The organism is Roseovarius sp. YIN77, from assembly GCF_057219155.1.
Genome location: NZ_JBXVVI010000012.1, coordinates 36,671 through 63,188, shown reverse-complemented (window position 1 = coordinate 63,188; position 26,518 = coordinate 36,671). Strand labels below are relative to the sequence as shown.

The window sequence follows — 26,518 nt, the reverse complement described above, 5'->3', positions numbered from 1 at the left end:
AGTTGCGGCGAGACTTGGCCGCACTGTCTGGGGGAGGGACAGATGGGGAAAACCGTTCTTCTGATCGAAGACGAACCCAACATTATCGAGGCGATCCGCTTTATCCTGTCGCGTGCAGGCTGGCGGGTGGAATCGCATCAACGTGGTGATACGGCGTTGGAGGCCGTTCAGCGCTATACCCCCGATGTAGTTGTGCTGGATGTGATGTTGCCCAACCGATCCGGTTTTGACATTTTGCGTGATATGCGCGCCGATCAGGATATGCGGGATATACCGGTTCTGATGCTGACCGCGCGCGGCCAAAGCCATGACCGGGAACTAGCCGAACGCTATGGCGTTAGCCGGTTCATGACCAAACCCTTTTCCAACACCGAAGTGTTGGATGCATTGAACGAGCTGGTAGCCACGTGAGTAGCGAACGTCGACAGCCGATGTTTCTGGAACGGCGGCGCTATCGCCTGCGGCGCCTGACGGACGCGGCCTATCTGCTGCCTATTATCGGTTTTATCCTGTGGGCCTTGCCTGCGGTGCGAAACCCCGACCTTGCCGGGTCGCGCAGCACTGCCGATGGAACCATTTACTTGTTTCTGGTCTGGGCCGGGCTGATCCTGTTGGCGTTGATCCTGTCTTTAGCGTTACGGCGCGCAGAGAAAAATCTGGACCGGGCAGATGACAATCGGGGCAAGGAGGAAGATCAGTGATCGGTCTGAACGGGCTGGTCGTTGCCTGCCTGTGTTATGTGGCATTGCTGTTTGCGATTGCGTTTTATGCCGACCGGCGTGCCGATCAGGGGCGGCTGGGATGGTTGCAATCGCCATTGATTTATACGCTGTCGCTGTCGATTTATTGTACGGCCTGGACGTTTTATGGCGCGGTGGGCTATGCCGCGCGGTCCGGGTTGGAATTTGCCACTATCTATCTGGGCCCGACACTGGTGATGGTTGGTTGGTGGTGGTTGTTGCGCCGCCTGGTGCAATTGGGCCGCAGCCAGCGCACCACATCGATCGCTGACCTGATATCGTCGCGTTATGGCAAATCCGCCATGTTGGCGGTTCTGGTGACCCTGTTGGCGGTGATCGGCACCACGCCCTATATCGCGCTGCAACTGCAATCCGTGACCTTGTCGGTGGCGGTCTTTTCCCCGGAAGAGGCGATTGATCTGAACGCCACTGCCTTGTGGGTGGCGGCGGGCCTGGCGGTGTTTACGGTGCTTTTTGGCACCCGAAACCTGGATGCGAATGAACGCCATTATGGTGTTGTCACGGCGATTGCGTTTGAAGCGGTGGTCAAATTGATCGCGCTTTTGGCGGTTGGGGCATTTGTGGTTTGGGGCATTGCTGACGGCACGGCCGATATTCTGCGCCGGATCGATGACTCGCCCATTTCGGAATGGGAGGTCAGAACCGGGCGTTGGTTTGGCCTGATTTTCCTGTCGGCGGCGGCCTTTGTCTGCCTACCGCGCATGTTTCAGGTCATGGTGGTCGAAAACACCGATGAGCGAAACCTGCGCACCGCGTCCTGGGCCTTTCCCTTTTATCTGTTTCTGATGAGCCTTTTCGTGCTGCCCATCGCAGTGGTTGGGCTGGATCTGCTGCCCGATGGGTCTAACCCGGATTTGTTCGTCCTGACCTTGCCGCTGGCGGCGGGGCAGGATCAATTGGCGCTGTTGAGCTTTCTTGGTGGGTTTTCATCGGCCACATCGATGGTGATCGTGGCAGCGATTGCATTGTCGACCATGGTATCGAACCACATCGTTTTGCCAATCTGGCTGATGTGGCGGCAACAGGGGGCCACCGTGTCGGGCGATGTGCGCAATGTGGTGTTGTTGTCGCGCCGCATCTCGATCGCGGCGATCCTGTTTCTGGGCTATCTTTATTTCCGCTTCTCCGGCGGGGGGGAGGCCTTGGCAGCGATCGGGTTGATCGCCTTTGTCGGGGTGTCGCAGGTACTGCCGGCGCTGTTGGGTGGGCTGTTTTGGCGACGGGCTACCCGGATCGGGGCGGCCTGCGGTTTGGTGGTCGGCGCGGTGATCTGGGCCTATAGCCTGTTTCTGCCTTCCTTTGGCAGTGCGTCCGTGATCCCCGACACGGTGATGGCCGGTGGGCCATGGGGCATTGGGTGGTTGCGGCCGCAAGCGCTCTTTGGGACAGAGGGGCTGGATCCGGTGGTTCATGCGACCTTCTGGAGCATCTTTCTGAACACGATGACCTTTGCCTGTGTGTCTTTGCTGACCATTCCCACCCCGCTGGAACGATTGCAGGGGGCCGAATTTGTCGGGCTGCCCGCCGTCAGCGGCAGCAACCGGGGCTGGGCGGGCGATGTTGCCGGGGTTGAAAATCTGCTGGCGATGTCGCAGCGCATCATTGGTGCGGATCAGGCACAGAGGCTCTTTCAATCCGGGGCGGCGGATCAGGGTAAAGATGGTTTTCTGCCCGATCCAACGCCCGCCTTTCTGGAAACATTGGAACGCGAACTGGCCGGATCGGTCGGTGCGTCAACGTCGCATGCGATGATTGCACAGGTTATGGGTGGGGCACGGGTCACCGTCGATGATCTGATTGCGATGGCCGATGAAACGGCGCAGATCATGGAATATTCCAGCCAATTGGAGGCTAAGTCGCATGAGCTGACCCGCACCGCCCGCCAATTGCGCGATGCCAATACCAAATTGACGGAACTGTCGGCGCAAAAGGACGCGTTTTTAAGCCAGATCAGCCATGAACTGCGCACGCCGATGACGTCGATCCGGTCATTTTCCGAAATATTGCGCGACATGTCGGATTTGGGGCCAGAGGAACAAACCCGCTATGCCGCGATCATCCATGATGAGGCCCGGCGTCTGACCCGTCTGTTGGACGATCTGCTGGATCTGAGTGTTCTGGAAAATGGCGGGGTCGATATGACGGTCGGCCCGATTATGATTTCCGACAGTCTGGACCGGGCGATCATGGCCTCTGGCATTGGGGAGGACGACATCGCGATTGACCGCATGGAAACCGGGCAGAGCCCGGCGGTTCTGGCCGATGCGGATCGTTTGGCGCAGGTCTTTTTGAACCTCGTGACCAATGCCCATAAATACTGCAACAATCCCGAACCGCACCTGGTCATCAGGCAATCGGTACGTCAGGCCCATGTGGATATTGATTTCATCGACAATGGGGATGGCATTCCCCCGCAGGCACAGGATCTGATCTTTGAAAAATTTTCGCGCTTGGGGGATGAGCACAAGGCAGGCGGGGCCGGGTTGGGCTTGGCGATCTGCCGCGAGATCATGGTGAACATGGGCGGCTCCATCCGGTATCTTCCGGGGCAGAGCGGGGCGGCCTTCCGCGTGAGCCTGCCGATTGCATGATGTGATAAACCGGCAGGGGTCCGGGTGTTTGGTGTTTAGGAAAACCATGTCATAGTGGGCGCGGGGGGCGACGACGGCGATGACAGAAATGGTTGTAAGTCAGTCAGATGGCGGGATTGTCACGCTGACTTTGAATATGCCACCGCTGAATTTTCTGACCCAACCCATACGTGCGGCATTGCTGGAGGCCTTTGATCAAGCCGCTGCAGATGTAGATACTCACGCGATCCTGTTGACCGGTCGCGGGGAAATGTTTGCCAGTGGGCTGGAACTGACACAATCCTATCAGCCAGAGGCGTCCCCGACATTGGCAGAACTTTGCAATAACATTGCGGAGTGTGACAAACCCGTCATTGCCGTGCTGCATGGGTCGGTATTGGGTGGGGCGCTGGAATTGGCGCTCGCCGCAGATGCGCGGGTGGCGGCAGTGGACACGGTCATGGGCTTTCCAGGCGTGTCGTTGGGGATTGTCCCGGGTGCCGGGGCGACACAGCGATTGCCGCGTTTGGCCGGGGCCCAAAACGCCGTGACCATGCTGACGACAGGTCGGCGTATCCGGACCGATGAGGCCCGTGCCATCGGCCTGATTGATCGCATATCCCACACGGGCCCCTGGGCAGAGGCGCGGGAGCTGGCCATTAATATCCTAGAGCACGGTCTGGACGCGGCATTGGGACGGGATCGGCGGCCCGGATTTGAACCCCCGGCGCAATATCTGTCAGAGGTTGGCGCGGCGCGAACGGCGGCGGCCAAACGGCGCCGCGAACTCGCCGGACGGGTTGTTGATTGCATTGAGGCCGCGATGTTGTTGCCGACTGAGGCCGGGCTGGAATTTGAGCGCTGGCAGCATGCCGAGAGCCTGATATCCCCGCAATCACGCGCCTTGCGCCACATCTGGCATGCGGAGCAGCGGTTGAAAGCCGAAATTCGCAAACAGGGGCTGAAACTGAACCGGGTCGGTGTGATCGGGGCGGGGGCCGATGGACTGTCACTGGTGCAGATGCTGATTACTGCAGGCCTGCACTGTGTTTGGTTCGACCCTGATTTTCAGGCCATGGCCGCAGCGAAGCTGCGCTTTGATGCCTGGCTTCAGCACATATCTACGGAACGCGGGCTGAGCACGGCGGAGGCGCAAGGTTGGGCGGATCGATTGGCGATGGCCCAGGATTGCGCCGAGTTTGCCGCTGTGGACTGCGTTGTTGATGCCCTGGCTGAACCCCTGGGCGGCCCGTCCGAGGTTATGGTTCATCTGGATGCGGTCTTGCCGTCCGGTATGTCGATTATCGTGTTGGGGGCTGGTGAGCATCCGATGGATTGGGTGGAGACCTCCCCCCGTGCTGCAGATCTGGTCGGGATGGGTCATTTGTCGAGCCCGTTTTCCGATCGGATGGCAGAGATACAGGTGTTCGCCCAAACCGGGGCCGCGCCAGTGGGTATCTGCGCCACACTGATCGATCGGCTTAACCGATTGCCGGTGCGAAATGGGCATGGGAATGCCTTGATCAGTCAGGCCTTGCTATCGGGGTTGATCGAGACTTGCAGCACGCTGATCGAGGCCGGTGCATCGCCCTACGACATTGACACAAGCATGCGAAACTGGGGCTTTGCGGCGGGGCCATTTTGGCTGATCGATCAACTGGGTATCGATCTGATCTTGCGGCATATCTATAGCGACGCCTCGACAAGCAGAACGCGCGCATTGGGGGCGTTTCTGCGCGCCCTGAATGAGCGCGGCCGGTTGGGACGATCGGTTGGCAAGGGATTTTATCGCTATATGTCAGAGGCTGATCCGGGCAATGGAGATCCCGAAGTTCTGGACCTGATCGACAGCTTGCGCGTTCCGCCGGGCGACAGCGCCGTCGGCGATCACAGACCCCCGACCGAAGCAGTGTTGGTGGATGGTTTGATCAACACCGGCGCCAAACTGTTGGAACACCGTATCGCCGGCATTCCGTCAGATATTGATCTGGTCATGGTCCACAAATTCGGATTTCCGCGGTGGCGCGGTGGGCCGATGTTTCTGGCCGACCAAGAGGATCTGTTGATGGTGCGCGCCCGGTTGTTGCATCAGTTCGACGCAACGGGTGACGCGTTTTGGCGACCATCGGGTCTGTTTGATGAATTAATCAAAAATGGTCGCGGGTTTTCGGCCCTAAATCCGGCCCCGCCGGACAGGATCGGCTGATCAGGTCAGAAATATGCCCAACACGACCAGCATCAGCCCGATGGCCGAAACAAACAGCGCCCCCATGTTCAGAAACACCACGCGCTGAAGGCGGGCCTGCATATCTGGGCCTTCCAGCCCATCCTTGCGGGCGCGGGCCGCGATCATCACGCACCAGATCAGCCCGGCGATTCCCACCAGTGACAGCACGGCCCCAACCCAGATCAGAATTTCCATCGCCTAACCCCTTTATTCGTGCCGACGTGGCTACCGGATTGCGTGCCCGACAGCAAGCGGGTTGCAGCGCCGGGACGGGCAGGCTAGCTAGGGCACAATCAACAGATTGAGGCCCGTCATGACCGAATTATCCCCCGACAGCAGCTACCGTGTGACAGCAGATGAACTGCGCCAGTTCATCGAACGTTTTGAACGGCTGGAGGCCGAGAAAAAAGACATCGCAGAGCAGCAAAAAGAGGTGATGGCAGAGGCCAAGGGTCGCGGTTATGACACCAAGGTCATGCGCAAGGTGATCGCCCTGCGCAAGCGTGATGCCGAGGACCTGGCGGAGGAAGAGGCCGTGCTGGATATGTATAAACAGGCGCTGGGCATGTCGTGATACGGGATATTGCGCCCGGTGCAGGTGTTCCCAGCCGGCCATTAGCCGACAGTGCCTTATGTGATCAATAAACTGGCCCTGTGCCTGATGGTTGGCTTGACACAAGTCTAGCGAAACGCTGGCCCGTGCGCCCAAACGGTCAGCGAATTTCGTTCACCATGCAACACCGGGGTGACGCGATGGAGCAGGAAGCTGGGGAAAATAGAGGCGCTTCCCTGATAGCGGCTGGCAGCAACCGTATGCGTGCCGGGCAGAATTTCCAGATCACCGCCATCATAATCGCCGGAATTGTTGAGCTGAATCACCATGGTCAACTTGCGTTTGCTGGCAGAGAGCCCGTCCCCGATATCCGCGTGCCAGGCGAAATGACCGTTATCGGCAGCGTTGTATCGTGCGACTTGCGGGCTTTCTGCGAATTCGCGCAGGTCAAAATCAAAGCGCTCTCTGTTAGAGATGCGAACCAGATCGATGAGCCGGTCCATCACCCATCCCATCCCTTCGACATCGTCCAGCCAAACCAATTCAGCCCGTCGCAGATTATAGTCGCGGTTATGCCCCACCAAAAGCGCCTCATTTGCTGGGTAAGCTTTTGTTGCGTTTACAATTTTTTCACATTCTTCGCCGGAAAATGCATCAGAAATTGAATGCACTGTCATCATGGTCGACATCCATTTCACAAACCGATTTCAGTTTACTTGAGTGGTCAAATGAATCTGCGCTGATTTCGACCTGACGGTTCGAAAACGACCTGAAAATCAGCTGCTGCATTTGCCGAAGAAAAGATGCCGGGCGCAGAGTTGAAAGAGCCTTTCAGATTACGCATTAACCAAGCGGCGGCACCGTGTTACCAAACCATTATGAGCAGCTTTGTGCAACGTCTTATATCTGGTGAACGTGACGCCGTTTTATTGGCCGCAACAGCCTATTTCGCCTTGGTCGGGGTGTTTGCGGTGATCAACATGACCCGGATGAGCCGATGGCCAAGTGTCATTGGAGAATTGCATGACGAAAAGATCGGGCGCACTGGCATCGGGGCCTTTTCCCCAGATGAACGCGAATATGAGGCAGTGGTGAATTACAGCTATCATGTTGACGGGGTGAGATATGAAAATGACCGGCTGAACCCCTGGCTGGTCAGTGCCACCCATAATCTGCGCGCGCTTTTAAAGTTGCAGTTTCGCGGAATTGACCGGCAGGGCGGATCAAAGGTCACTGTGTTTTACAATCCGCGAAAGCCGCAGAAATCCTATCTGGATGTGCCGGGTTGGCCCTCGATCGTTGTGGTGGCGGGATTGTGCTTTGGATCTGCGGTGCTGATCTTCGCCGCAATATGACATGGCGCCATAGCCCCAAAGACACCGCGCATTCGATCCTTCATCCCTACGGGGCGATCAGTTCGACCCCTTCCATCTGTTCGATGGCATCCACATCTTCGTAATAGGTGTCAGTGGCGTTCTGGACATCGATCTGGGACCAGCCGGGCAGATCGACCTCTTCATCGATTTGATCGGGGCGGGCGAATTTATCCAGATGCTCCTCGATCAATTGATGCCGCGTTTCAGGTGTGTGAAACGGCCGTGCGGCCAGACGCGTGGTAAACCGGGCATAGCCTTCTTCGGTCAGCAGCGGTTCAAGGGGGTCATAGCTGCCGATCAGATCTTCTGCATCCGGCGGCAGGTCAGCCAGGGACCGCAAGACATCGCCCCAGATCAATGGGGTATCTTCGTTGCACCAGATGACAATGCGCGCGTCTGGTACCGCCTCTTTGAGTTGCCGCACAACATCGGACCACATGACCCGCCCCGGATCGATCTGAGAGAGCATGTCAGGCAGGCTCGGCGTGTTTTCCCGCCGTGCCAGTGCAGGCAGGAAGGTCACCGGATTGCGAATCGCCATGTGAAATTCGATCTCGGCCCCATCAAACAACATGGCCAGCCGTTCGGCCTGTCGTTCCAGGCGGCCATAAAGCTGCCCGTCCCGGACCACCTGTTTCGGCCCGGCGCTGAAGCCTTCAAAGGAAAGGATCAGGCGGGAGACATCGGTTTCCTCGACAATCTCTTCCAGCAGCTCTGCCGGCGAAAGCGAACCGCGCCCGGTCAGGGATAGGGAGGAGAGCGTTTGAGAAATCAGTTTGCGATAACGGCTGGGCCCCGGAACGGATATGCCCGACCGATGCAGACGGTCGACATTTTTCAACAGACACCGCAACAGCCTGTCTTCGTCCGTCACATGTGCACCGATATGATATGCGACCTGCATATTGCCCGCTTCGTCCAGAGATTCCCGATGATTAGTATAGGGGCATTTCTGGACAGTGAAGACAGTTTCGGATAACCCGCGCAAATGACCATCGCCCGACAGACAAAAGGATCAGAATCCCACCATTCCGCCCTGCGCCGCAGGTTGAGCGTGGATCGGTGGTCTTTGGGGGCGATTGTGATTGCCTTTTTGGTGATCTGCCCGGTGATCTCTGTTATCTGGATTGCCTTTCACCCGACAGAAAATATCTGGCCGCATTTGTTGGCCACCACGTTGCCGCGCTATCTGACCAACACCATCAGCCTGATGGTTGCTGTGGCAGTTCTGTCGGCATCAATGGGGACCGGGGCAGCATGGCTCTTGACCATGTACCGGTTTCCCGGGGCGCGCTGGCTGGCTTGGGCCCTGCTGTTGCCCTTGGCCATCCCGGCCTATGTTGGTGCCTATGCGCTGGTGGATTTTCTGGAATATGCCGGACCCTTGCAAACCGCACTGCGCGACATGTTCGGCTGGGAAACATCGCGCGATTACTGGTTCCCGAAAATCCGGTCAAACGGGGGGGCAATTGTTGTTCTGTCGGCGGCGCTTTACCCTTATGTCTATTTGCTGGCCCGGGCGGCGTTTCGCGAAAATTCCGCCACCGGGTATGAGGTTGCTCAAGCATTGGGCGCGGGCCCCTTTGCCCGGTTTTTCAAAGTGGGCCTACCCTTGGCCCGCCCCGCCATCGCAGCAGGCACAGCAGTTGTGATGATGGAGACATTGGCCGATTTCGGCACTGTCGAGTTCTTTGCCGTCCAAACCCTGACCACCGGGATTTTCACAACCTGGCTGGAGGCCGGAAATGCCGGTGGCGCCGCCCAAATCGCCGGGATCATCCTGATGCTGGTGCTGCTGTTGGTTGGGTTTGAAAAGACCAGCCGACGCAAACACCGATATTTTAACACCTCCCGCCAAAGCCGCCCGTCGCGCCCGGCCTTATTGGCAGGGTGGACGGGGTGGCTGGCCTGCGCGGCATGCCTTGTTCCCTTTGTCGTCGGTTTCGTTCTGCCCGTCGGGGTGATCGGATCGCATGCTTTGGCCGAGGCCGACCTATGGCTGTCTGCGGGTCTTTTAAGCGCGCTGTTCAACACGATCTGGGTGGGTGGTGCGGCTGCGGTGATCACCGTGGCGGCGGCCCTGTTCATGGTCTACGGTGTCCGACTGACCGGGCGCGCGCTGCCCGCCATGCTGTTGCCGGTGACCACCATCGGCTATGCCGCGCCGGGGGCGGTGTTGGCGGTGGGCATCCTGTTGCCGCTGGCCTATCTGGATCACAGCCTGGCAGATGGTATTCTGGCGCTGACCGGATATGATCCGGGGCTCTTGCTGACCGGCACATCCGTGGTTCTGATCTACGCCTTTGCCGTCCGGTTTTTCGCCATTGCGCAAGGTGCAGCAGATGCAGCGTTGGGTCGCGTATCCCCCAGCCTGCCGATGGCGGCGCGCTCCTTGGGGCGCAGCTCGGGCGGCGTTTTGCGCGAGGTTTACTTCCCCCTGATCAGGGGCAGCGCGGCAACAGCGTTGCTGCTGGTTTTCGTGGATTGCACTAAAGAATTGCCCGCGACATTGCTGCTGAGACCCTTTAATTTCAACACGTTATCCACGCGTGTCTATGAGCAAGCCTCGCTGGAAAACATCCAAGACGCCTCTCCCGCCGCGTTGATGATTATCCTGGTGGGGCTGGTGGCCGTTCTGATCATGGCCCGATCCAGCAAACACCTGTGAATTTTTCTCTCCGACCTCTTGCGTTGGACGAATGAACCCAGTAAATCCCGCCCCAGTGCCCCTATAGCTCAGCTGGTAGAGCAACTGATTTGTAATTATACGGTCGAATCCAGATACCGTATTGAGGTCAGTGAGTTAGGGTGCTACTTGGCAAATTAGTAGGGCATTAGTAGGGTGCTCTGCAAAATTAGGCCCCTATAGCTCAGCTGGTAGAGCAACTGATTTGTAATCAGTAGGTCCGCGGTTCGAGTCCGTGTGGGGGCACCATTTATCATAATAAAACAAAACACTTAAGAGATAATTTTCGTCGGTTCAGTATATATGCTGGAGTTATAAACTGTTATAAACTCCTGTGAGTCCCAAAACCGACGCTTAAGAATACGTATTCTTGTAGATAAACGATAGTTTTCCTGTGGTGACGTCAATATGAAGCTTGGATTGGAAAGACCACCTAAGTCGATAATAAGTTCTCTCCAAGGAATTACTTACTGGATTGGGCATCGCCGAGCCCTTTATAGTGGTTATCCACTTGGTGAATCGGCTCTCGTCGCCGAAATATGCAACTTGATTTTCTCGCACCTTTCTTCGGATCAAACTTTGAAATGCGAAGTTCAGCATAAAGATCTAATAGGCGGTATAGCTGTAGATTCAGTTGTATCTCCAAAAACAAGAGCAGATCTTGTCGTCTACAACAAATCTCAGAATTCCATCGAGTTTGTTGTCGAAGTGAAGCGCAATTCATCGGGTGATATCAAGATCGATAACGATTTGCGCCGACTTGCAGAGATCAAAAAGCGATTACCTGATGTCAAAGCTTACCTTGTGGTGGTTTCCGAATCTGCTCGCCCAAAGCGTTTTGTGAGTGCAAAAGGTAATGCAATTAGAACGAACTATATTATTCCGGAGACTGAACAACTTTATAGCGTTCGTACGGTGAAAAAGGCGGCTCATTCGTTTAGCAAAAATGAACTAGCGCAGTATGCCTGCTTGATAGAAGTTACGGAGCCCCAAAAGAGGCATGTTATTGAGAGACACTCGATTTGGGTCAAACAAGGTTAGTTGGCAATTACGGTTTTTATCAGTTTTAAAGAACCGCTCCAATCATCCCCATAAAGAACTGTGGGAATGATCTGGCGAGTTAGGCCCTGACTTCTACCGTATTTCAAGATGACTTCCATTATCGCTCGGAATAGAAAGTGAGTATGACGGTTGATCAAAAGATTCTTGAATTGTGTGAAAAGGTTACGGCCAAGCGACCACGTACCGTAATCGACCACATCCTTAAGCATGGGCAGATTACGACTGAAGAGTTACAGAACGTCTATGGTTATGATCACCCGCCACGTGCGGCACGCGATGTTCGTGAGCAAGGCATTCCGCTTGATACGATACGCGTGACAAGCGAGCGGACTGGTCGTCAGATCGGCGCTTATATTTTCGGTGATCCCTCAAAGATAAAGAGGGGCCGCATCGGCGGACGTAAAGCATTCTCGAAGTCGTTCAAAGACAAGTTGCTTGCCTACTACGACTCGCGTGAAGCGTTCACAAACGAAAAGCTGGATGGGCGATATCTCCAGATCGACCATCGTGTTCCTTATGAAGTTGCGGGTGACGAGGCACACGACGAAACCAATCCGGACTCCTACATGCTTTTAGATGCCTCCAGCCAGCGCGCAAAATCATGGTCTTGTGAGGCCTGTGTAAATTGGCAGGAAAAACAGAGAGAAACCATTTGCGCTTCTTGCATGTGGGCGTTCCCTGAGGACTACACCCACATCGCAATGAAGGAGGTTCGCCGCGTCGACGTTCGGTGGCAAGACGACGAAACTGCCATCTACGATGAGCTAAAAGCGGAGGCGGACGCTCGCGGAACGACGGTCTCTGCTATGCTCAAATCGCTAGCGGCATCTGCTGTGGGGCGCGGATAACTTCTTCAACGGGTTCTGCAAGGCCTTGCGACACGTAAAGGCTTTCGATGGTTTCCGCTTTGCGCCCCGAAAGCGTTGCTTGGGAAGATGTTCCAGCGTGCAGCAACAGGCGCGTCATTTCCAAATGATCTGGCAGTGGCGGGCCGTATTCTTTTTCGCCCGTCATTCCGTCGTAGGACAGTGCGAATGGAATACTGCGTGAATTCAAACGCGCGAGGCCTTCGATCAATGGTTCCTGCGTCATCTGTAAGTGGTAGCGCTTGTCGCGCCCTATTGATGTGCCAAGATACGGCGGGTCCATGTAGACAAAATCCTTGGATGTTGCGTCTGCAGTTGTCTCAAGCCAGTCACCGACGCGGAATTCAGTCTTGCCCTTCAAAAGGGCGGACACACCCAAAATTGCTGCCCTCATTTTTTCGGGTCTCATCCCAAGGCGTCGCTTGTCCGCAGATTGTGTAAACCGGCCATCTCGATTGAACCTAACTGCATTCTTTACGCAGCGGCAAATTAGATAAAGGAGGTCAACGTGATTGTGGTATTCGTTGTAACGGTCGCGAACACCGTTAAAGTAGCTGTAGTCGCCCTCTTTTTGACCTTCCCAAATCGCTTGGTACTCGGAAGCAGTCTCGTCCGGAAGTTCAACGATGGATTGGTGAAGGCGTACGATTGGTTCGAGGCTGTCGCCGACGATAAATCTGTCTGCCAAACGATTGTGAGCAGCGTAAATGGTCATGGCGGCTGAGCCACAGAAAGGCTCATAAAAGGTGTTAGTATTTGGAACGTAGCGTCCAATCACTGGCGCAAGTTTCCGCTTGCTTCCTTGGTAAGGGATTGGGTGAGGCAGTCGCATAATATAGGTCCTTTTAAGAACTGTAGCGCGCGCAAGTGATCGCCGTAAAGCACAACATTCAGTGTGTCATTAACTTTATTAATCTATTTCTAGTGTCCACCGACTTACTGCTCCCACAATGTAAAAGGGACCACACATTAACCCGAGTCCAGGTCGATCTTTCGTTCCCAAAGCAGCGAAAGAACGGTTTTCGCCCGCTTCGTTAGCTGCGTAACATCGGTTATTCGATAGTCTTGGATTATCTTTGATTGCCTTTGAAGCAGACGTGAACTCACTTTCGTTCTTGACAACTTGAGCGTAACTCGAACTTGAGAGAGGAGTTTGAGGAATGCCTGAGTTACGCTTTACCAAGACCGCCATTGAAAACATCCCGCATCCCACAAAGGGGCAAATTCTATATCGCGACACCGTGCAGCGAGGGTTTGGCTTGCGTGTAGGCGCAAGGTCCAAGGTGTACTTCGCGGAAGGGCAATTGGAGCGGCGCACAAAGCGCATCACCATTGGGCGGGCGGACCTATTTGCGCCCGAGTTGGCGCGCAAGAAGGCAGTTACACTTCTATCAGAGATGGCACAGGGTATTGATGGCTCTGCAAAGCAAGTATCTCCAACGTTGGAGATGGCATTCACCAGGTATCTGGACGACAAGCGCGGCCTTGCCAAAAGTACACGCACTCAATACAGGCGAACCATTGATGTCTACCTATGTGACTGGCAGAAGAAACCCCTCGATTGCATATCTAAGACTGACATCCTGAAACGGCATCAACGTATCTCAGAAGAGAACGGAGAAGTTACCGCAAATCTGACCTTTCGGGTGTTGCGTACGGTGTATAACTACACCGCCGCGACCGATGATCAGCTTCCGCCCAATCCGGTTCTAATTCTATCGCAGGCGCGCGCATGGAACACTGAACGCCGCCGTCAGGGGGTGGTGACTAGGGCCGACCTTCCAGTGCTATGGAGGACGCTCGACGCCGATACGGGTGATGCGCATGACATTGTTAAGCTCGCTCTATTCACTGGTATGCGTCGATCTGAGATTCTTACCCTGCGATGGGCAAATCTCGACTTCACCGATGGCTCAATTCATTTGCCAATAACCAAGAACGGTGATCCGCTGCATCTTCCTATGAGTGGCTTCGTCTTAGACCTTCTTGGCGCTCGTCGTGAAGTTGCAGGGCAGACAGAGTGGGTTTTCCCCGGCGTGGGAAAAACGGGTCACTTAACTGAAACCAAATCGATGATCCATCGAGTCACAGCAGCTTCCGGCGTAAAATTTACGATGCACGACCTCCGGAGGACCTTTGTAACCATCGCCGAAAGCCTCGATATCCCTCACTATGCGTTGAAGAAATTGCTCAACCACAGGAGCACTGGTGATGTGACCGGCGGCTATATTGTGATAGATGTGGAGCGGCTGCGTGAGCCAATGCAGCGCATTGAGCAGAAGATTTTGGAGTTGGTCTATGCCTAAGAAATTTTGGACAAATAATCCTGACAAAAAGACGAAAGAGTTACTTGAGAGCTTTGCAGGAGATGGGACAGGATTGGGGTACTCCACGGACCCTAAGGATACAATTTACCCCGGGAAGGATGGAGGGCAAGACCCCGAAGAGTGGATTTACGATATGTTGGGGTACATCCATATACTTGAGAAAATCGTCGAAACGATAATTAAGGCTTATCCCAATCGCGCACTCAACGATGAAACTCGAATTGACAATGCACTGCACTGGCTGACCGGCTTTCCTCTTAACCGCGGATTATCACTGTCATTAAAACGACGTCGGCAACTTCGAGATTTGGCGGCCCTCTTTTGGGTGGAGTTTTCAAACAACCCCAATAAGAACCCAAATCTAGCAGCACTTTTGAGAAAAGTAGTCTTAGAAGATGAAGAATTGGATCATCTATCAGAGTCGCAAAAAAAGACTGAACAAGAAGAGCTGAGGAAGTCGTTCAAAATTCACAAGGATGCGGTGCTAAAATATGAAACCGGCCAACATGATGAAGTGCAGATGTCTCGTAAAAGTCGAGAGGATAGAATTATTGAGTTACTTAAGGAATTGATTTCATGCGACAAAAGAATAAATAGTGGTTAATACCCCTTATTAACCCAATCCACTGAGTGCTCCCGAAAAGGTAAAAGCATCAGTGGCGAACCGGTTCAGCCTTCGACTCAAACAAAGGAGGCTGGAATGAACATCCAGAACAAACTTGCGCTCATGCATGAGCGTGATGCAGCTGAAATCTTAGGCGTATCTATCGCTTGGATGCAAAAGCAACGCTATTTGGGGATTGGCCCAAAATTCGTAAAAGTTGGCGGCCCTGCTGGCCGGGCTGTGCGGTACCGGTATGATGATCTGGTCGCGTATATCAACGCCAATATCGTTGAGACTGGGGGTGGGAAATGACTTCGTATTCCACATCACCGGCTCACGTGGTTGTTCGATCATTCGTTAATCTGGGCCGTAAAGACGTCCATGCTGCGATGAATAAACAGGGTGGCTACCGTCCCTGCAAAGGGGCCGTTTCTGACGAGGACATTGCTGATCACTTATCCTCGAAAAAACCAATCGGAACATATGTTGTCTCAGGGGATACGGCCCGCTTTGCGGTACTCGATATAGACGACCATGACGGCAACCTGACATGGGATCAAGCCGTCGAGTTGACCCTTCCCATATGTCGTAAGTTGGATGCGCTAAAGCTCAACTGGGTTGCCTTTCGGTCCGGGGGCGGATGTGGAATTCATATCTGGATTCCCTTCGCCACAGATCAGAAAGCGTCACACCTGAGGCGGATGCTGACACAGGGGTTAGAAGAGATAGACTTCAAACTTGGAAATGGTGGAATTGAGAATGGAGAAGTCGAGCTTTTCCCTAAGCAGGATCAGGTGGAAGACGGAAAATATGGAAACCTGATTGCATTGCCGCTGTCCCGTAAATCGGTATTGCTAAGTCGCAACCTGTCGCTTGTTACCGAAGAAGAATTGGTAAAATTCGAACTGGCTAATGTTCTCAACAGTGGCATTTCGGCCGATATTGAGTCTCCTCGAAGCAGGAGAAATCATGAGACTTCGGATGCTGTGTCAATTCCCCCCAACTCACTACCCAACGCGGTATTGCCGGGTGATGAGGAAGAGGTGGCGAGTGCCCTAAAACACGTCGACGCTGACGGATATGACACATGGGTCCTGATCGGTTTGGCGCTTAAAAACTGCTTCGGCAAAGATGGGTTTAGCATCTGGGATGAATGGTCAAAGACTTCCGCAAAGTATCCAGACAACGACGAAACAACCGTCAAATGGCGCGGGTTTCAGCCTGATGGTCGCGTCGGTATTGGTACTATCTTTCACCTCGCACAAGAGGGAGGATGGAACGGTCCCGCAAACATGCGTATCCGGGAGATGAATGCGCTTTACGGGATTCTGACCCATAAAAGCGACATTTTCATAATCGAGAAGCAGCCAGACCCGGATTTGGTCGAAGAGGGACTGAACTATCTTTCGGTGGCGGCGCTAAAGCAGCGCCACGCATCAGAGTGGATCGAACATAGTAGGCCCGGTGGGGAATTGGATAGAAGGCTGGTCGTGCCGTATTGGCTCAATCACGCTCTTGCAGATCAGTACCAAGGTTTAATTTTTGACCCGAGCCGCCCTCCGGGACGAGTGGGTAGAATGTGGAACCTGTGGCTTGGATTCCCTCGGCATCCTGCACCGGGCAGCTGGCGACTCCTTCAGCAGCATATTCTTGAAAATGTATGCTGCGGCGATGCCAAGCTAAATGACTGGCTGCTGAATTGGATGGCGCTGGGCCTGCAAAAACCCTCGGCCGTGATAGGGACAGCGCCTGTGCTTGTTGGGAGCCCCGGAACGGGGAAAGGTTTCTTGGTCAACGCTTACGGAGAACTGTGGCGCCCTCACTATGTAACGGTGACCCATCAGGAGCAGGTGACCGGGAGATTCAGCAGTCACCTATTTGCCAAAAGGCTGCTGTTTATTGATGAGGGCACGTTTGGCGGCAATCGAAAAGATGCGGGCGTTTTGAAAACACGGGTGACTGAGCCACGCATACTATTGGAGGCTAAGGGGAAAGACCCGATCTACGTAAAAAACCGTCTTCTGATAATGGTTGCTTCCAATGAATTGTCGGTAGTTCCGGCCGATATTTCAGATAGGCGCTGGCAGATTTTTGAGTTGTGTGATGCCAAGCGTCAGGATCATGGCTTCTTTGCCTCGGTCCAGAAAGAGTTGGATGCCGGAGGGTACGAGGCAATGATGCGCGACCTGCTGAACCGGGATATCAGCAAAGGACCTGACCCGCGTGTGACTATCAAAAATGAAGGTCTGTTTGAGCAAGTGATGCGCGCTGGACGCCCTGAAATTCGGTACCTCTATCACTTGCTGGATAACGGCGGCTTGCCGCAAGAAGAGGAAGAATGGAACGGGGTCGGTATCACCACAATTCGAGCGCTACGCGAAGACTTCATCCGACTTGAAGTGAATGCCAACCGTGTGAGTGAATCCAGCCTGAGCCGCTATCTGAGAGATGTTATTCCAGGCATCACATCCCGGCCTAACGGCAAGTATCTGGTCCGCTGGATCGGCGAAGGGCGGGCCAAAACTGCGCGCTCCACTGAGCTGACGTTTCCGGCACTAAGTGCTTGCCGAAAAGACTTCGAAAGGCACATGGGGCAGGGCATACCTTGGAGCAACAAACTTGAGAGTTGGGGGTCAGGGGATGCAGGTGAATGGCAATCCGATGATTTAATCAGAAGGCTGAACGATCCAGATTCTCCAATTTAGGAAATATAAGTAAGTTAGGGGGGCGCTGGGCGCCCCTTTACCCTTACGTTACTGTCGAAATATAATTTGCCTATATTAGCTATACTTCATATATGCTTTTCGATTCAAAGATTTGAGATTGATTTGACCGAGATTCACCTAGCTTGTTTTCTCGATGAGCCAGCCACCCAGACCCGCCTCAACTGCCATAGATGCCAGTTTGCATCGGTCCAGCAGGGTGACATCCTCTGAAGTGTTTTTGATGTCTGTAGCGCTGGTATGAAAGGCATAGAACATTCGGTTTTCATCGCGGGTTGCAAAGCGGCGGAGGTAATCGTCGAATTGCGCTTGATCAGTCGAGGACTTGACCTGCACAAAGGCCCGCTCCCCGGTCACCGGTTGGTTCAGTTCAACATCAATCGTTTCCTGAGTCCCCCCTGTGGCGCTGATCCGTCGCCATCCGCTGTTCGCAAACAGCAGTTCAACAAAGGTCTCAAAGTCCCGCCACGTGAGCAAACCAATGACGCCTTCAAGGGCTTGTGCGTAGTTGCCGTTTGCCCGCTTAGCCACCTCGACCTGTGGTAGTGACGCATCATTTAAGCGCGCGATCAGATATTCCTGCGCCTCAACATCGCAGATCGTCCCGCGATACGCACCGGTCTTCGTCAGGTGGCCGGAGAGGTAGGTGATAGATAGCGGCGCACCCTTTAAGCTTTGAGCGCTCCATGGAGCTTCACAGCGACGCTGGCGGCTTCCTAGGCCATCTTTAACAGCCTCTGCCTGCCCCTTAGAGGTGCACCACCACAACATTCCATCAGCGAACGTGATCCAAAGTGTCGGCGTGGGATCATAAAAACTTTTTACCTCTCGGATTTTACTCGTTGTCGTCTGGAGGGCAAAGCCGTCAGACACCAAGGCGTCTCGAATTTTGTCCCAGTTTTGTTCGACGACATCTGCATGTGCGATCTCGCGATGGTCGAGCAAAAGGGAGTTGTCTTTGAGGCATTGATGGAACCATCTGCCTGAAGGTCCAAGCTTAATATACTGAATTCGAATTTCGTTCGATATCACTACGAACACCCAAAAATGAGATAAATAGTCTGTAGATAAATATGATGCAAAGTTGCGTTCTAACGCAATGGATTTGCGTCGGGTAGTCGGAAATAATTTGCGCTATTGGCGGCGAAAGCGAGGGCTATCGCAGGAAAAGCTCGCATTTGAGAGCGAGCTTCACCGAACGTATGTCAGCGCGGTGGAGCGTGGCATAAGAAATCCAACAGTAGAGATAATCGGGAAACTGGCCAAGGCTCTTGAGATACGGCCTCTCTTGCTTCTCGACGAGGAAGGCGAGGGCAATACTCAAACCCGGCGACAATGATATCAAACAAATCTAGTCGCCATGATCCATAGTTTCTGCCGCGAGCGGCAGCTTCCTATGAATAACCGACATTGGAAATGAGTGCAGCGAATGACGGGTGTGAGCCCAACCTTGCCTTTGCTAGTTCGTGCTGCGCGCGCTCGCAGCAGGAAGATGCTGTCATCGCATTAAACCCGGTGCCGCGTCACAGCGGAAAAACCGGTCGTTAATGCAAGCTCTGATCCAACCTTGGGGCGCCTATCTTCTTCTCTCTCGTTGAAGAGTGAATTAAAGATTGATCGATTTATGCGTTGTCTTTACCCATGTGGTTGCAAACACATAAGCCTGTCAAATACAGCTACCGGCTCCACACAAGAGGCAGCAGATCGCCCGCAATAGGTTCGCCCTCTTTCATGCCATGAGCCTGCCAGTATTCAGTCTGTGCGTCGGTCCAACTGCCTCGTTTTTCAAACGCTGCATTCCCGTGGGCAAAGCGCATTGTTAGACGGTTGACGGTACGTTCAGGTGGAACGGGATTGGGGGCGCCATGCAATGTATGGGAATCGAAGATCAGGCAATCACCGGGGTCCAGATCAAATTCCAGCACGTCATAATCAGCCAGATTTTCAGTAAAGTCCGGTGTGGGCTCATAGGGTTCTTGCAGTGCGGCCTTTTGTCCGGTGCCGGCAAAGCTGAGAGGCATGAATTTGCGCCCCCATTTGTGAGAACCTTTGAGAAAAACCACGCCCTCACCCTCACGCACCGGCTCAAGTCCCATCCACAGCACACACCATTCGCCACTGACATCGAAATAGGGGTTGTCATGGTGCCAGGGCGCTCTGTTCACCGCGCCGGCCTCGCGCACCAGCCAATTGTCAGTCACGAGAGCAACAGAATTTGCCTCCATAACTTCGCCTGCAAGTTCCGCCGCTGGAGAATTGAAAATGAAATTCTTCATGTGGGCATTTCCGCGCCAGATCCACATATCCGTGCAGTAGGTGCCCGGTTTGGTGTCTTTGGAATAATCCAGATACATCGGCCCCGGATTGGCGCGACCAAATTCAATCGAACTTCGAACTTCGTCCAGCCATTCCTGCGAAAATGCGTTTTTGATCCGAACCACGCCATCGTTTTGATAAGCGGCTATGTGCTCTTGGGTCAGCATTGTGTGCCTTTCGGTGCGTGTCATCACTTTATGACAAGGTTTTCAGGTGTTGTGGCGGTCAGCACTTCGGCACCATCCTCGGTCAGGATGACCGTGTTCGAGATGAAATAGTCGACGACATCAGTGTTCGTGAACCAACTGTGGGCGTGGAACACCATGCCGACTTCCAGCGCGCGCTCTGATCCGGGGAACAGGCTGGTTACCATGGACCCACCTGTCCAACTGGGCGGGAAACCGATGCCCACCATATAGCCGCAATGGTGCCGTTCGTAGTCCGCCAATCCGGCGCTTGCCGCGACCTTACGCCAGGCGGCATATGCGTCCCCGGCCTTACCGCCCACTTTCAAAGCACCGCAGATTGCCTTCATGCCGTCCATGGCCAACTCTGCCGATTTCTCGGCCCCTTCCGGCGCGCTGCCGACATACACCAGTCGGCCCATGGGTGCTTGGTATTTGCGGTAGGATGCGGCGTTTTCCAGAAACACCGCATCGCCATTGCGGAAGGTTTCCCCGCGCCAGGTCGTATGCTCTTCGCCCAGACGTGTGGTTGGGCGAATGAACGGCCCAAAACCGGTCGGCTCGCTACCCGCCAGGGTCGAGGCGCGCATGTACTCGGCGGCAATCTCATAATCTGTCGCGCCGTCGCGGATCACGTCAATACAGGCGCTCATTCCTAGATCAGCAGCTTGAGCGGCCTTTCGTGTGTATTCGATCTCTAGCGGTGATTTTGCCTGCCGCAGGTTGTCGACCAGACCGGACCCGTCCACCCATTCGACGCCCTCCGCGTTTGCCAATATCCCTTCGGCATGATGCAGGTGTAAAAACAGGCTGCGCCGTTCGAGCGCGACGCGGCCACCGGAAAGCCGCAAGTCTTTCATCGCTTGTACGACGTAATCAGAAAGCTCTTCGTGATCCTGATGACCGTAGAAGCGGGCGTTTCTCACCTGATTGTCAAACGTGATCTTTTCCATTGCCCGGCAGGCCAACGCCATCTCGCCATCTCGGTTCACAACGAGAACATGAGCCGCAAAGAACCCCCAGTGGTCCAAACCGGTCAGATAGTAGATGTTTTCGGGAGATGCGATCACGACCCCGTCGAGATCCTGCTCGGCCAAGGCGGTCTTTACCCGGTTGATTCGACGGTCCAGCTCGTCTTTGGGGAACGGGGCATGTTCGATCATCTGTAACTCCGTACTAAAGTTGATTTCTCAGTATTAACCATTAAGGTATACCATTAATCAGTCAAGTGATATTTCTAGCAACTAAAATCGTAACTTTCCGCAATTATTGCATTTGTGTTGTCAAATATTTCTTCATAAGGTATACCAATAAGCTATGAATCGAAAAAACAACTCAGGGAGAGTTCAATGAGCCGGATACTAAGAACTACTATTATCGCCGCCACAACGATTGTGGGTGTCGCGACATCGGCGCTGGCGGGTCCACTCATGGACCGTATCGAAAGTGGTGAGACCATTCGGATTGGTTTCTCCAATGAAGTGCCGTGGGCTTACCCCGGCTACGACGATGAACCCCTTGGATTTGCAAACGTACACACGCTGGGTGTCCTGAAGGCGATGGGCTACGACAACATCGAGCCCGTCGTGACAGATTGGGGTGGATTGATCCCGGGCCTCAAAGCCAATCGCTTTGATATCATCACGGGTGGCATGTACATTCTTGAAGCACGGTGTGAGAGTATTGATTTCTCCGAACCGATGGGGATTTTTGGCGATGCCTTTGTGGTTCCCGCTGGCAACCCGAAAAACATCACCTCTTATGCTGACATCAAAGATCAGGGGGCTTTGATGGTCACTGGCGCCGGTTACAACACGGTTGATGCCGCCAAACGCGAAGGCGTGGCAGCCGAGCAGATCCTCGAAGTGCCCGGGCCAACCGAGATACTTGCCGCAATGCGTGTTGGTCGCGCTGATGCGGGCGCAGTAACATTCTTTACCGGGAAAAATCTGGCGGCCCAATCTGATGGCGAGCTTGAGGTCACCGATCCCAACGCATTGCCCGAATGGACCCAGAACTGGGTTGGCATTGGTTTCCGCCCGGAAGACAGCGACTTTCTTGAGGCTTTCAACGCCGCCCAGGCGGATTACCTTGGTTCCGAAGAGATGCTCGCGGCCGTCGCGCCATTCGAATACACCAAACTGCAGGTTCCGGATCCAAGCGTGAAAACCGAATGGATTTGCCAGAACCGCTGACGGTATTCCTTTAGCAGGCGGGCCAGGTTCGGCCCGCCATTTACATCCGCCATCCGGGATAAGTCATGTCATATTGGGAATTCCTCGCCGAAAACGCGCCGCGTTTTCTGGACGGAACGCTGGTCACAATCGCGCAGTTTTTTCTGTCGGCAGCACTTGCCATTGTGCTCGCTCTGACTGCAGGGCTGATGAAACTGTCACGCAATATTGCGGTGCGCTGGACCGCAGGGACATACATTGAAATCTTCCGGGGCACGTCTCTTTTAGTGCAACTTTATTGGATTTTCTTTGTCCTGCCCCTCTTTGGATTGACGCTGGACAAGTTCTTTGCCGGTTTCATTGCAGTCGGGCTGAACCTGGGCGCTTATGGCGCTGAACTCGTGCGCGGCGGAATTCAGTCGGTCCCCAAAGGGCAGTGGGAAGCGGCCTATGCGATTTCGATGTCCCCAACCAAACGAATGTTTCGCATCATTCTGCCACAGGCGCTTTTGAACATGCTGCCGCCTTGGGGCAACCTGATGATCGAACTGCTGAAGGCGACTGCGCTGGTGTCGCTGATCTCGGTCGCAGATTTGATGTTCCAAGCCAAGCAAATTAATGGGTCGACTTTCCTGTCCGCACAGGCCTTCGGGACGGCACTGATCATATACTATGTCTTTGCACGTCTGATCGTGACCCCGTTCATGCGGTGGATCGAACGCTTCATGGCGCGCAAATTGGGGAGGGCGTAAGCTATGTTTGACTGGCGTTGGGATTTTACCTTTGAAATTCTTCCCCGGCTTTTGCAGGCGACGCTGAACACGCTGGCCGCTGCAGGAATCGGCTATGGGATCGCAGTGGTACTGGGATTGGTTTTTGCGCTGGCGCAACGCACACCGTCGCGCATCGTCACACTGGTCGTGCGGGAATGTGTCGAGTTCATCCGCTCTACCCCTTTGGTGCTGCAGATTTTCTTTGTGTTCTTCGTCGGACCGCAATTTGGGATACGCCTCAGTCCCTGGGTGGCGGGGATGATCGCGATCGGGTTGCATTATTCGGCTTATCTGTCCGAAGTTTATCGCGGCGGCCTCGAGTCTGTGTCCAAGGGGCAGTGGGAAGCCTGTACTGCGCTGAATCTGAGTACAAGCAAGACCTATTTCCGCGTCATCATCCCGCAGGCTTTACCGCCCTCATTGGCTGGGATGGGCAATTATCTGGTCGGGATATTCAAGGACACGCCGATGCTGTCGGTGATCGGTGTGGCCGAGCTGATGCAGGCGGCGAATGCCATTGGTGGGTCACACTACCGGTATCTGGAACCTTATACCATGGTCGGGATCATTTTCCTGGCGATCTCACTGCCCGCAGCCGGGTTGATCCGGGTCTTTGAAGCCTGGGTGCGTAAGAAACTGGGAATGAACTGATGGAAGATATGTCGCAATACCCACTGGAACTGACCGGGCCCGACGTGCCGATGGTACGGTTCATGAACGTGACCAAAAGCTATGGTGCCCTGACCGTTCTGGACAGTTTGGACCTGGATGTGTCAGAGGGTGAGATGGTCACCGTGATCGGCCCGTCCGGATCGGGCAAAACAACCGTTCTGCGCATGCTGATGACTTTGGAAACCATCAATGGCGGCGTCATCTATGTTGATGGCAAACCGCTTACGCATATGGAAAAGAACGGGGTTCTGGTGCGAGCCGACGCAAAATATCTGCGCCGGGCCCGGTCCTCAATCGGCATGTGTTTCCAGCATTTCAACCTGTTTCCACATATGACCGCCCTGCAGAACTGCATGGAAGGGCCTGTGCAGGTGCTGGGTTTGCCAAAGGCTGAGGCCCGAGAACGGTCCGAAGAGTTGTTGTCGATGGTCGGCATGATCGACAAGAAGGACCAGCACCCCTCGCGCCTGTCGGGCGGTCAGCAGCAACGTGTTGCTATCGCCCGGGCGTTGGCTATGCGCCCAAAGGTGATGCTGTTTGATGAAGTCACCTCGGCGCTTGATCCCGAGGTGATCGGTGAAGTGACCGGTGTCATTCGCAAGCTGGTGGCCGAGCACAACCTCACCATGTTGATGGTGACACACCAGATGGGATTTGCACGAGATATCTCGGACCGCGTCTGTTTCTTCTACCAGGGGAAGATCGAAGAACAAGGCGCCCCTGAGAGCCTGTTCGGCAATCCCCAGCGTGAGCGCACACAGCAATTCCTGTCCGCCGTGAAGGCGGCGGATTGAGCATGAGATTACACCTGTCTCCAGAAGATCCGCTGCTCAGGAAAGGCGCGCCATGAGGATTGGAGTTGCCGGTATCGGTGTTGTTGGCGATGCGGTTGCGCGGTCATTGGATCGTGGCGACGTTCCCGGGTGCGGACTGAGCGGCATAGCGGCGCGCACGGTCGAAAAAGCAGCCGCGTTGAATGAAAGTCTGAGACGGCCGGTGCCAGTGCTCGACTTCGCAGATTTGGCGGAGGCAAGCGATTGCGTTGTCGAGGCGTTGCCTCCTGCGTTGTTCGGTGATTTGGCTGAACCCGTGTTGCGGGCGGGTAAGAAGCTGATTGTGCTTTCGGCCAGCCAGTTGCTTGGCCGGGATGACCTGATCTCGCTTGCGGACAAGAGCGGAGGCCGCATCCTTGTCGCATCAGGGGCGATGCTGGGGCTGGACGCGTTGAATGCGGCGAACGTCGGGAAAATCCATACAGTCAAGATTATCACCCGAAAACCCGTCGATGGCCTGATAAAGGCTCCGTTTGTTGCGCGATCGGGCATTAACTTGACCGCAATACATGAACCGATGCTGGTCATTGCAGGCAGCGTCACCGAAGTCGCACGCGAGTTTCCCGCCAACGTGAATGTCGCGGCAGCGATCAGCCTGGCCGGGCTTGGCCCCGACAAGACCCGCATGGAAGTCTGGGCTGATCCATCCCTGACAAGAAACACACATTCGGTAGAAGTAACTTCCGACAGCTCGGATTTCACAATGTCTATTCAGAACCGGCCGAGCGCTGAAAACCCGGCCACCGGCATCATCACCGCCCGAAGCGTGATCGCCCTTCTACGCCGCTTTCATTCAACTTTGCAGGTGGGGACGTGACGCAGTGTTGACCATTGAAATGATCACTCAGGCTGCCGAGCGGCTACAGGATGCCGTGATCCGAACCCCGTTGTTGGAATCTCCACTGCTGAACAACGCGCTTGGGTTCCGGTTGCTGATCAAATCGGAATGCCTGCAAAAGACCGGCTCGTTCAAAATACGTGGTGCTTACAACAAGATTGCGTCGCTTGGCGAAGGCCAGCGCAAGGCAGGGGTCGTGGCATATTCCTCCGGCAACCACGCGCAAGGCGTTGCGGCTGCCGCAAACGCGATGGGGGTTTCGGCTAAGATTGTGATGCCAGCAGATGCGCCCCGCATAAAGCTGGACAACACCGCCCAGTGGGGGGGCGAGGTTATCACCTATGACCGACAGACGGGTGACCGGGCCAAAATTGCCCAGGACATCGCCGAAAAAACCGGTGCAACGCTGGTGCCGCCCTATGACGATTACGACCTGATGGCCGGGCAAGGTACAACTGGACTGGAAATAGCTGCGCAATTGGACGCGCTTGACCAAAGGGCGGATAGAGTCATTTGCCCTGCCGGAGGTGGCGGGCTAATCGCCGGGCTGTCTACTGCCATGCTCGCGCGCCATGCGGACACTGAAATCTGGGCGGCTGAACCCCGGAATTTTGATGATACCAAGCGCTCTCTAGTAGCGGGAAATGCCCTGTCGATTGATCCTGGTCAAAGCTCGATTTGCGACTCGATCGTGACAGCGCGACCCGGAAAGCTGACCTTTCCAATCAACCTGAAAACCCTGTCAGGTGGCTACTCCGTCGACGAGCCGGACGTTGTCTCCGCAATGCGGATTTTATTCACCGAGCTCAAGGTCGTTGCCGAACCCGGCGGCGCAGTTTCGGTGGCTGCCGCGTTGTCGAACAAGGAAGCCTTGCAAGGGCAGACGGTCGTTGCTCTGGTATCGGGCGGCAACGTCGATATGGACAGTTTTCTTGGGTGGATGGCATAAGTTGGAGAATACCCGCCATCGAT

The 26,518-nt window shown here is 54.7% G+C and carries 27 protein-coding genes and 1 tRNA gene; 21 read left to right on the top strand and 7 right to left on the bottom strand.

What is annotated here, in order from left to right; all coding sequences use genetic code 11:
- The first annotated feature begins 42 nt into the window (after positions 1-42).
- The 4 genes from AC2D8P_RS11355 to AC2D8P_RS11340 all read left to right on the top strand — a co-directional run bounded on the left by AC2D8P_RS11355 (position 43) and on the right by AC2D8P_RS11340 (position 5,537).
- On the top strand, positions 43-411 hold the full coding sequence (locus AC2D8P_RS11355; RefSeq protein WP_484702817.1) for a response regulator transcription factor: 369 nt from the start codon (positions 43-45) through the stop codon (positions 409-411).
- Positions 408-701 carry a hypothetical protein gene (locus AC2D8P_RS11350; RefSeq protein WP_484702816.1) on the top strand — a complete coding sequence of 98 codons (294 nt, stop codon included), beginning with the start codon at positions 408-410 and terminating at the stop codon, positions 699-701. Before AC2D8P_RS11355 ends, AC2D8P_RS11350 begins: the two co-directional genes overlap by 4 nt.
- On the top strand, positions 698-3,352 hold the full coding sequence (locus tag AC2D8P_RS11345) for an ATP-binding protein (RefSeq protein ID WP_484702814.1): 2,655 nt from the start codon (positions 698-700) through the stop codon (positions 3,350-3,352). Before AC2D8P_RS11350 ends, AC2D8P_RS11345 begins: the two co-directional genes overlap by 4 nt.
- A gap of 79 nt (positions 3,353-3,431) precedes the next feature.
- Positions 3,432-5,537 (top strand): enoyl-CoA hydratase-related protein, encoded by a 2,106-nt coding sequence (locus tag AC2D8P_RS11340; RefSeq protein WP_484702813.1) that lies wholly within the window; start codon positions 3,432-3,434, stop codon positions 5,535-5,537.
- Here AC2D8P_RS11340 and AC2D8P_RS11335 read toward each other — a convergent pair whose 3' ends face one another.
- A complete protein-coding gene (locus AC2D8P_RS11335; RefSeq protein WP_484702812.1) occupies positions 5,538-5,753 on the bottom strand; it encodes a hypothetical protein in 216 nt (71 codons plus the stop codon).
- Positions 5,754-5,871: 118 nt separating this feature from the next.
- Here AC2D8P_RS11335 and AC2D8P_RS11330 point away from each other — a divergent pair, with 118 nt between their 5' ends.
- A complete protein-coding gene (locus AC2D8P_RS11330; protein WP_484702811.1) occupies positions 5,872-6,132 on the top strand; it encodes a DUF2312 domain-containing protein in 261 nt (86 codons plus the stop codon).
- 107 nt (positions 6,133-6,239) lie between these two features.
- Here the strand turns inward: AC2D8P_RS11330 and AC2D8P_RS11325 are convergent, their stop codons facing one another.
- Positions 6,240-6,791, bottom strand: a complete 552-nt coding sequence (locus tag AC2D8P_RS11325) for a 2OG-Fe(II) oxygenase (protein ID WP_484702809.1) — start codon at positions 6,789-6,791, stop codon at positions 6,240-6,242.
- Between the two features lie 210 nt (positions 6,792-7,001).
- Here AC2D8P_RS11325 and AC2D8P_RS11320 point away from each other — a divergent pair, with 210 nt between their 5' ends.
- On the top strand, positions 7,002-7,466 hold the full coding sequence (locus AC2D8P_RS11320; RefSeq protein ID WP_484702807.1) for a DUF3592 domain-containing protein: 465 nt from the start codon (positions 7,002-7,004) through the stop codon (positions 7,464-7,466).
- Between the two features lie 46 nt (positions 7,467-7,512).
- Here the strand turns inward: AC2D8P_RS11320 and AC2D8P_RS11315 are convergent, their stop codons facing one another.
- A complete protein-coding gene (locus tag AC2D8P_RS11315; RefSeq protein WP_484702806.1) occupies positions 7,513-8,391 on the bottom strand; it encodes a hypothetical protein in 879 nt (292 codons plus the stop codon).
- An 84-nt stretch (positions 8,392-8,475) separates the two neighbouring features.
- Between AC2D8P_RS11315 and AC2D8P_RS11310 the strand changes: the two genes are divergently transcribed.
- The 4 genes from AC2D8P_RS11310 (at position 8,476) to AC2D8P_RS11295 (ending at position 12,083) form a co-directional block, all read left to right on the top strand.
- A complete protein-coding gene (locus tag AC2D8P_RS11310; RefSeq protein ID WP_484702805.1) occupies positions 8,476-10,155 on the top strand; it encodes an ABC transporter permease in 1,680 nt (559 codons plus the stop codon).
- 191 nt (positions 10,156-10,346) lie between these two features.
- Positions 10,347-10,422: transfer RNA gene (locus tag AC2D8P_RS11305), tRNA-Thr, on the top strand.
- A gap of 159 nt (positions 10,423-10,581) precedes the next feature.
- Entirely contained in the window at positions 10,582-11,214 is a 633-nt protein-coding gene (locus AC2D8P_RS11300; protein WP_484702804.1) for a hypothetical protein, read from the top strand.
- Positions 11,215-11,357: 143 nt separating this feature from the next.
- The gene (locus tag AC2D8P_RS11295) at positions 11,358-12,083 is read left to right on the top strand and encodes a helix-turn-helix domain-containing protein (RefSeq protein ID WP_484702803.1); all 726 of its coding nucleotides are present in this window, start codon (positions 11,358-11,360) and stop codon (positions 12,081-12,083) included.
- Here the strand turns inward: AC2D8P_RS11295 and AC2D8P_RS11290 are convergent.
- On the bottom strand, positions 12,046-12,933 hold the full coding sequence (locus tag AC2D8P_RS11290) for a DNA adenine methylase (RefSeq protein WP_484702802.1): 888 nt from the start codon (positions 12,931-12,933) through the stop codon (positions 12,046-12,048). The genes AC2D8P_RS11295 and AC2D8P_RS11290 overlap by 38 nt on opposite strands.
- A 328-nt stretch (positions 12,934-13,261) precedes the next feature.
- Between AC2D8P_RS11290 and AC2D8P_RS11285 the strand changes: the two genes are divergently transcribed.
- The 4 genes from AC2D8P_RS11285 (at position 13,262) to AC2D8P_RS11270 (ending at position 17,737) form a co-directional block, all read left to right on the top strand.
- The gene (locus tag AC2D8P_RS11285) at positions 13,262-14,407 is read left to right on the top strand and encodes a tyrosine-type recombinase/integrase (protein WP_484702801.1); all 1,146 of its coding nucleotides are present in this window, start codon (positions 13,262-13,264) and stop codon (positions 14,405-14,407) included.
- Positions 14,400-15,032 carry a hypothetical protein gene (locus AC2D8P_RS11280; protein WP_484702799.1) on the top strand — a complete coding sequence of 211 codons (633 nt, stop codon included), beginning with the start codon at positions 14,400-14,402 and terminating at the stop codon, positions 15,030-15,032. Before AC2D8P_RS11285 ends, AC2D8P_RS11280 begins: the two co-directional genes overlap by 8 nt.
- Before the next feature lie 96 nt (positions 15,033-15,128).
- Positions 15,129-15,344, top strand: a complete 216-nt coding sequence (locus AC2D8P_RS11275; RefSeq protein WP_484702797.1) for a helix-turn-helix transcriptional regulator — start codon at positions 15,129-15,131, stop codon at positions 15,342-15,344.
- Entirely contained in the window at positions 15,341-17,737 is a 2,397-nt protein-coding gene (locus AC2D8P_RS11270) for a TOTE conflict system archaeo-eukaryotic primase domain-containing protein (RefSeq protein ID WP_484702796.1), read from the top strand. Before AC2D8P_RS11275 ends, AC2D8P_RS11270 begins: the two co-directional genes overlap by 4 nt.
- Positions 17,738-17,875: 138 nt before the next feature.
- On the opposite strand, the gene AC2D8P_RS11265 is transcribed toward AC2D8P_RS11270, so the two are convergent.
- Positions 17,876-18,787, bottom strand: coding sequence for a restriction endonuclease (locus AC2D8P_RS11265; protein WP_484702795.1), 912 nt, complete (start codon positions 18,785-18,787; stop codon positions 17,876-17,878).
- Between the two features lie 67 nt (positions 18,788-18,854).
- On the opposite strand from AC2D8P_RS11265, the gene AC2D8P_RS11260 reads away from it, so the two are divergent.
- A complete protein-coding gene (locus tag AC2D8P_RS11260) occupies positions 18,855-19,094 on the top strand; it encodes a helix-turn-helix domain-containing protein (RefSeq protein ID WP_484702855.1) in 240 nt (79 codons plus the stop codon).
- Positions 19,095-19,431: 337 nt separating this feature from the next.
- On the opposite strand, the gene AC2D8P_RS11255 is transcribed toward AC2D8P_RS11260, so the two are convergent.
- Both AC2D8P_RS11255 and AC2D8P_RS11250 read right to left on the bottom strand, forming a co-directional pair.
- Entirely contained in the window at positions 19,432-20,238 is an 807-nt protein-coding gene (locus AC2D8P_RS11255) for a phytanoyl-CoA dioxygenase family protein (protein WP_484702794.1), read from the bottom strand.
- Between the two features lie 23 nt (positions 20,239-20,261).
- On the bottom strand, positions 20,262-21,419 hold the full coding sequence (locus AC2D8P_RS11250) for a M24 family metallopeptidase (RefSeq protein WP_484702792.1): 1,158 nt from the start codon (positions 21,417-21,419) through the stop codon (positions 20,262-20,264).
- A gap of 186 nt (positions 21,420-21,605) precedes the next feature.
- Here AC2D8P_RS11250 and AC2D8P_RS11245 point away from each other — a divergent pair, with 186 nt between their 5' ends.
- The 6 genes from AC2D8P_RS11245 (at position 21,606) to AC2D8P_RS11220 (ending at position 26,495) form a co-directional block, all read left to right on the top strand.
- Positions 21,606-22,451, top strand: coding sequence for a transporter substrate-binding domain-containing protein (locus AC2D8P_RS11245; protein ID WP_484702790.1), 846 nt, complete (start codon positions 21,606-21,608; stop codon positions 22,449-22,451).
- A gap of 65 nt (positions 22,452-22,516) precedes the next feature.
- Positions 22,517-23,182: an ectoine/hydroxyectoine ABC transporter permease subunit EhuC gene (gene ehuC, locus AC2D8P_RS11240; protein WP_484702789.1), complete on the top strand. Its 666-nt coding sequence runs from the start codon at positions 22,517-22,519 to the stop codon at positions 23,180-23,182.
- Between the two features lie 3 nt (positions 23,183-23,185).
- Complete coding sequence (gene ehuD / locus AC2D8P_RS11235) at positions 23,186-23,854, top strand: ectoine/hydroxyectoine ABC transporter permease subunit EhuD (protein WP_484702787.1); 669 nt, start codon at positions 23,186-23,188, stop codon at positions 23,852-23,854.
- A complete protein-coding gene (gene ehuA, locus AC2D8P_RS11230; protein ID WP_484702785.1) occupies positions 23,854-24,669 on the top strand; it encodes an ectoine/hydroxyectoine ABC transporter ATP-binding protein EhuA in 816 nt (271 codons plus the stop codon). Before ehuD ends, ehuA begins: the two co-directional genes overlap by 1 nt.
- A gap of 52 nt (positions 24,670-24,721) precedes the next feature.
- The gene (locus AC2D8P_RS11225; RefSeq protein WP_484702784.1) at positions 24,722-25,525 is read left to right on the top strand and encodes an aspartate dehydrogenase; all 804 of its coding nucleotides are present in this window, start codon (positions 24,722-24,724) and stop codon (positions 25,523-25,525) included.
- Between the two features lie 4 nt (positions 25,526-25,529).
- The gene (locus AC2D8P_RS11220; protein ID WP_484702782.1) at positions 25,530-26,495 is read left to right on the top strand and encodes a threonine ammonia-lyase; all 966 of its coding nucleotides are present in this window, start codon (positions 25,530-25,532) and stop codon (positions 26,493-26,495) included.
- Positions 26,496-26,518 lie beyond the last annotated feature (23 nt).

Bases quoted from the DNA above. Each gene is read 5' to 3' on its own strand.
- AC2D8P_RS11355 (WP_484702817.1), top strand. From the start codon at position 43: ATGGGGAAAACCGTTCTTCTGATCGAAGACGAACCCAACATTATCGAG.
- AC2D8P_RS11340 (WP_484702813.1), top strand. From the start codon at position 3,432: ATGACAGAAATGGTTGTAAGTCAGTCAGATGGCGGGATTGTCACGCTG.
- AC2D8P_RS11335 (WP_484702812.1), bottom strand. From the start codon at position 5,753: ATGGAAATTCTGATCTGGGTTGGGGCCGTGCTGTCACTGGTGGGAATC.
- AC2D8P_RS11330 (WP_484702811.1), top strand. From the start codon at position 5,872: ATGACCGAATTATCCCCCGACAGCAGCTACCGTGTGACAGCAGATGAA.
- AC2D8P_RS11325 (WP_484702809.1), bottom strand. From the start codon at position 6,791: ATGATGACAGTGCATTCAATTTCTGATGCATTTTCCGGCGAAGAATGT.
- AC2D8P_RS11315 (WP_484702806.1), bottom strand. From the start codon at position 8,391: ATGCAGGTCGCATATCATATCGGTGCACATGTGACGGACGAAGACAGG.
- AC2D8P_RS11310 (WP_484702805.1), top strand. From the start codon at position 8,476: ATGACCATCGCCCGACAGACAAAAGGATCAGAATCCCACCATTCCGCC.
- AC2D8P_RS11300 (WP_484702804.1), top strand. From the start codon at position 10,582: ATGAAGCTTGGATTGGAAAGACCACCTAAGTCGATAATAAGTTCTCTC.
- AC2D8P_RS11295 (WP_484702803.1), top strand. From the start codon at position 11,358: ATGACGGTTGATCAAAAGATTCTTGAATTGTGTGAAAAGGTTACGGCC.
- AC2D8P_RS11290 (WP_484702802.1), bottom strand. From the start codon at position 12,933: ATGCGACTGCCTCACCCAATCCCTTACCAAGGAAGCAAGCGGAAACTT.
- AC2D8P_RS11285 (WP_484702801.1), top strand. From the start codon at position 13,262: ATGCCTGAGTTACGCTTTACCAAGACCGCCATTGAAAACATCCCGCAT.
- AC2D8P_RS11280 (WP_484702799.1), top strand. From the start codon at position 14,400: ATGCCTAAGAAATTTTGGACAAATAATCCTGACAAAAAGACGAAAGAG.
- AC2D8P_RS11275 (WP_484702797.1), top strand. From the start codon at position 15,129: ATGAACATCCAGAACAAACTTGCGCTCATGCATGAGCGTGATGCAGCT.
- AC2D8P_RS11270 (WP_484702796.1), top strand. From the start codon at position 15,341: ATGACTTCGTATTCCACATCACCGGCTCACGTGGTTGTTCGATCATTC.
- AC2D8P_RS11260 (WP_484702855.1), top strand. From the start codon at position 18,855: ATGGATTTGCGTCGGGTAGTCGGAAATAATTTGCGCTATTGGCGGCGA.
- AC2D8P_RS11255 (WP_484702794.1), bottom strand. From the start codon at position 20,238: ATGCTGACCCAAGAGCACATAGCCGCTTATCAAAACGATGGCGTGGTT.
- AC2D8P_RS11250 (WP_484702792.1), bottom strand. From the start codon at position 21,419: ATGATCGAACATGCCCCGTTCCCCAAAGACGAGCTGGACCGTCGAATC.
- AC2D8P_RS11245 (WP_484702790.1), top strand. From the start codon at position 21,606: ATGAGCCGGATACTAAGAACTACTATTATCGCCGCCACAACGATTGTG.
- ehuC (WP_484702789.1), top strand. From the start codon at position 22,517: ATGTCATATTGGGAATTCCTCGCCGAAAACGCGCCGCGTTTTCTGGAC.
- ehuD (WP_484702787.1), top strand. From the start codon at position 23,186: ATGTTTGACTGGCGTTGGGATTTTACCTTTGAAATTCTTCCCCGGCTT.
- ehuA (WP_484702785.1), top strand. From the start codon at position 23,854: ATGGAAGATATGTCGCAATACCCACTGGAACTGACCGGGCCCGACGTG.
- AC2D8P_RS11225 (WP_484702784.1), top strand. From the start codon at position 24,722: ATGAGGATTGGAGTTGCCGGTATCGGTGTTGTTGGCGATGCGGTTGCG.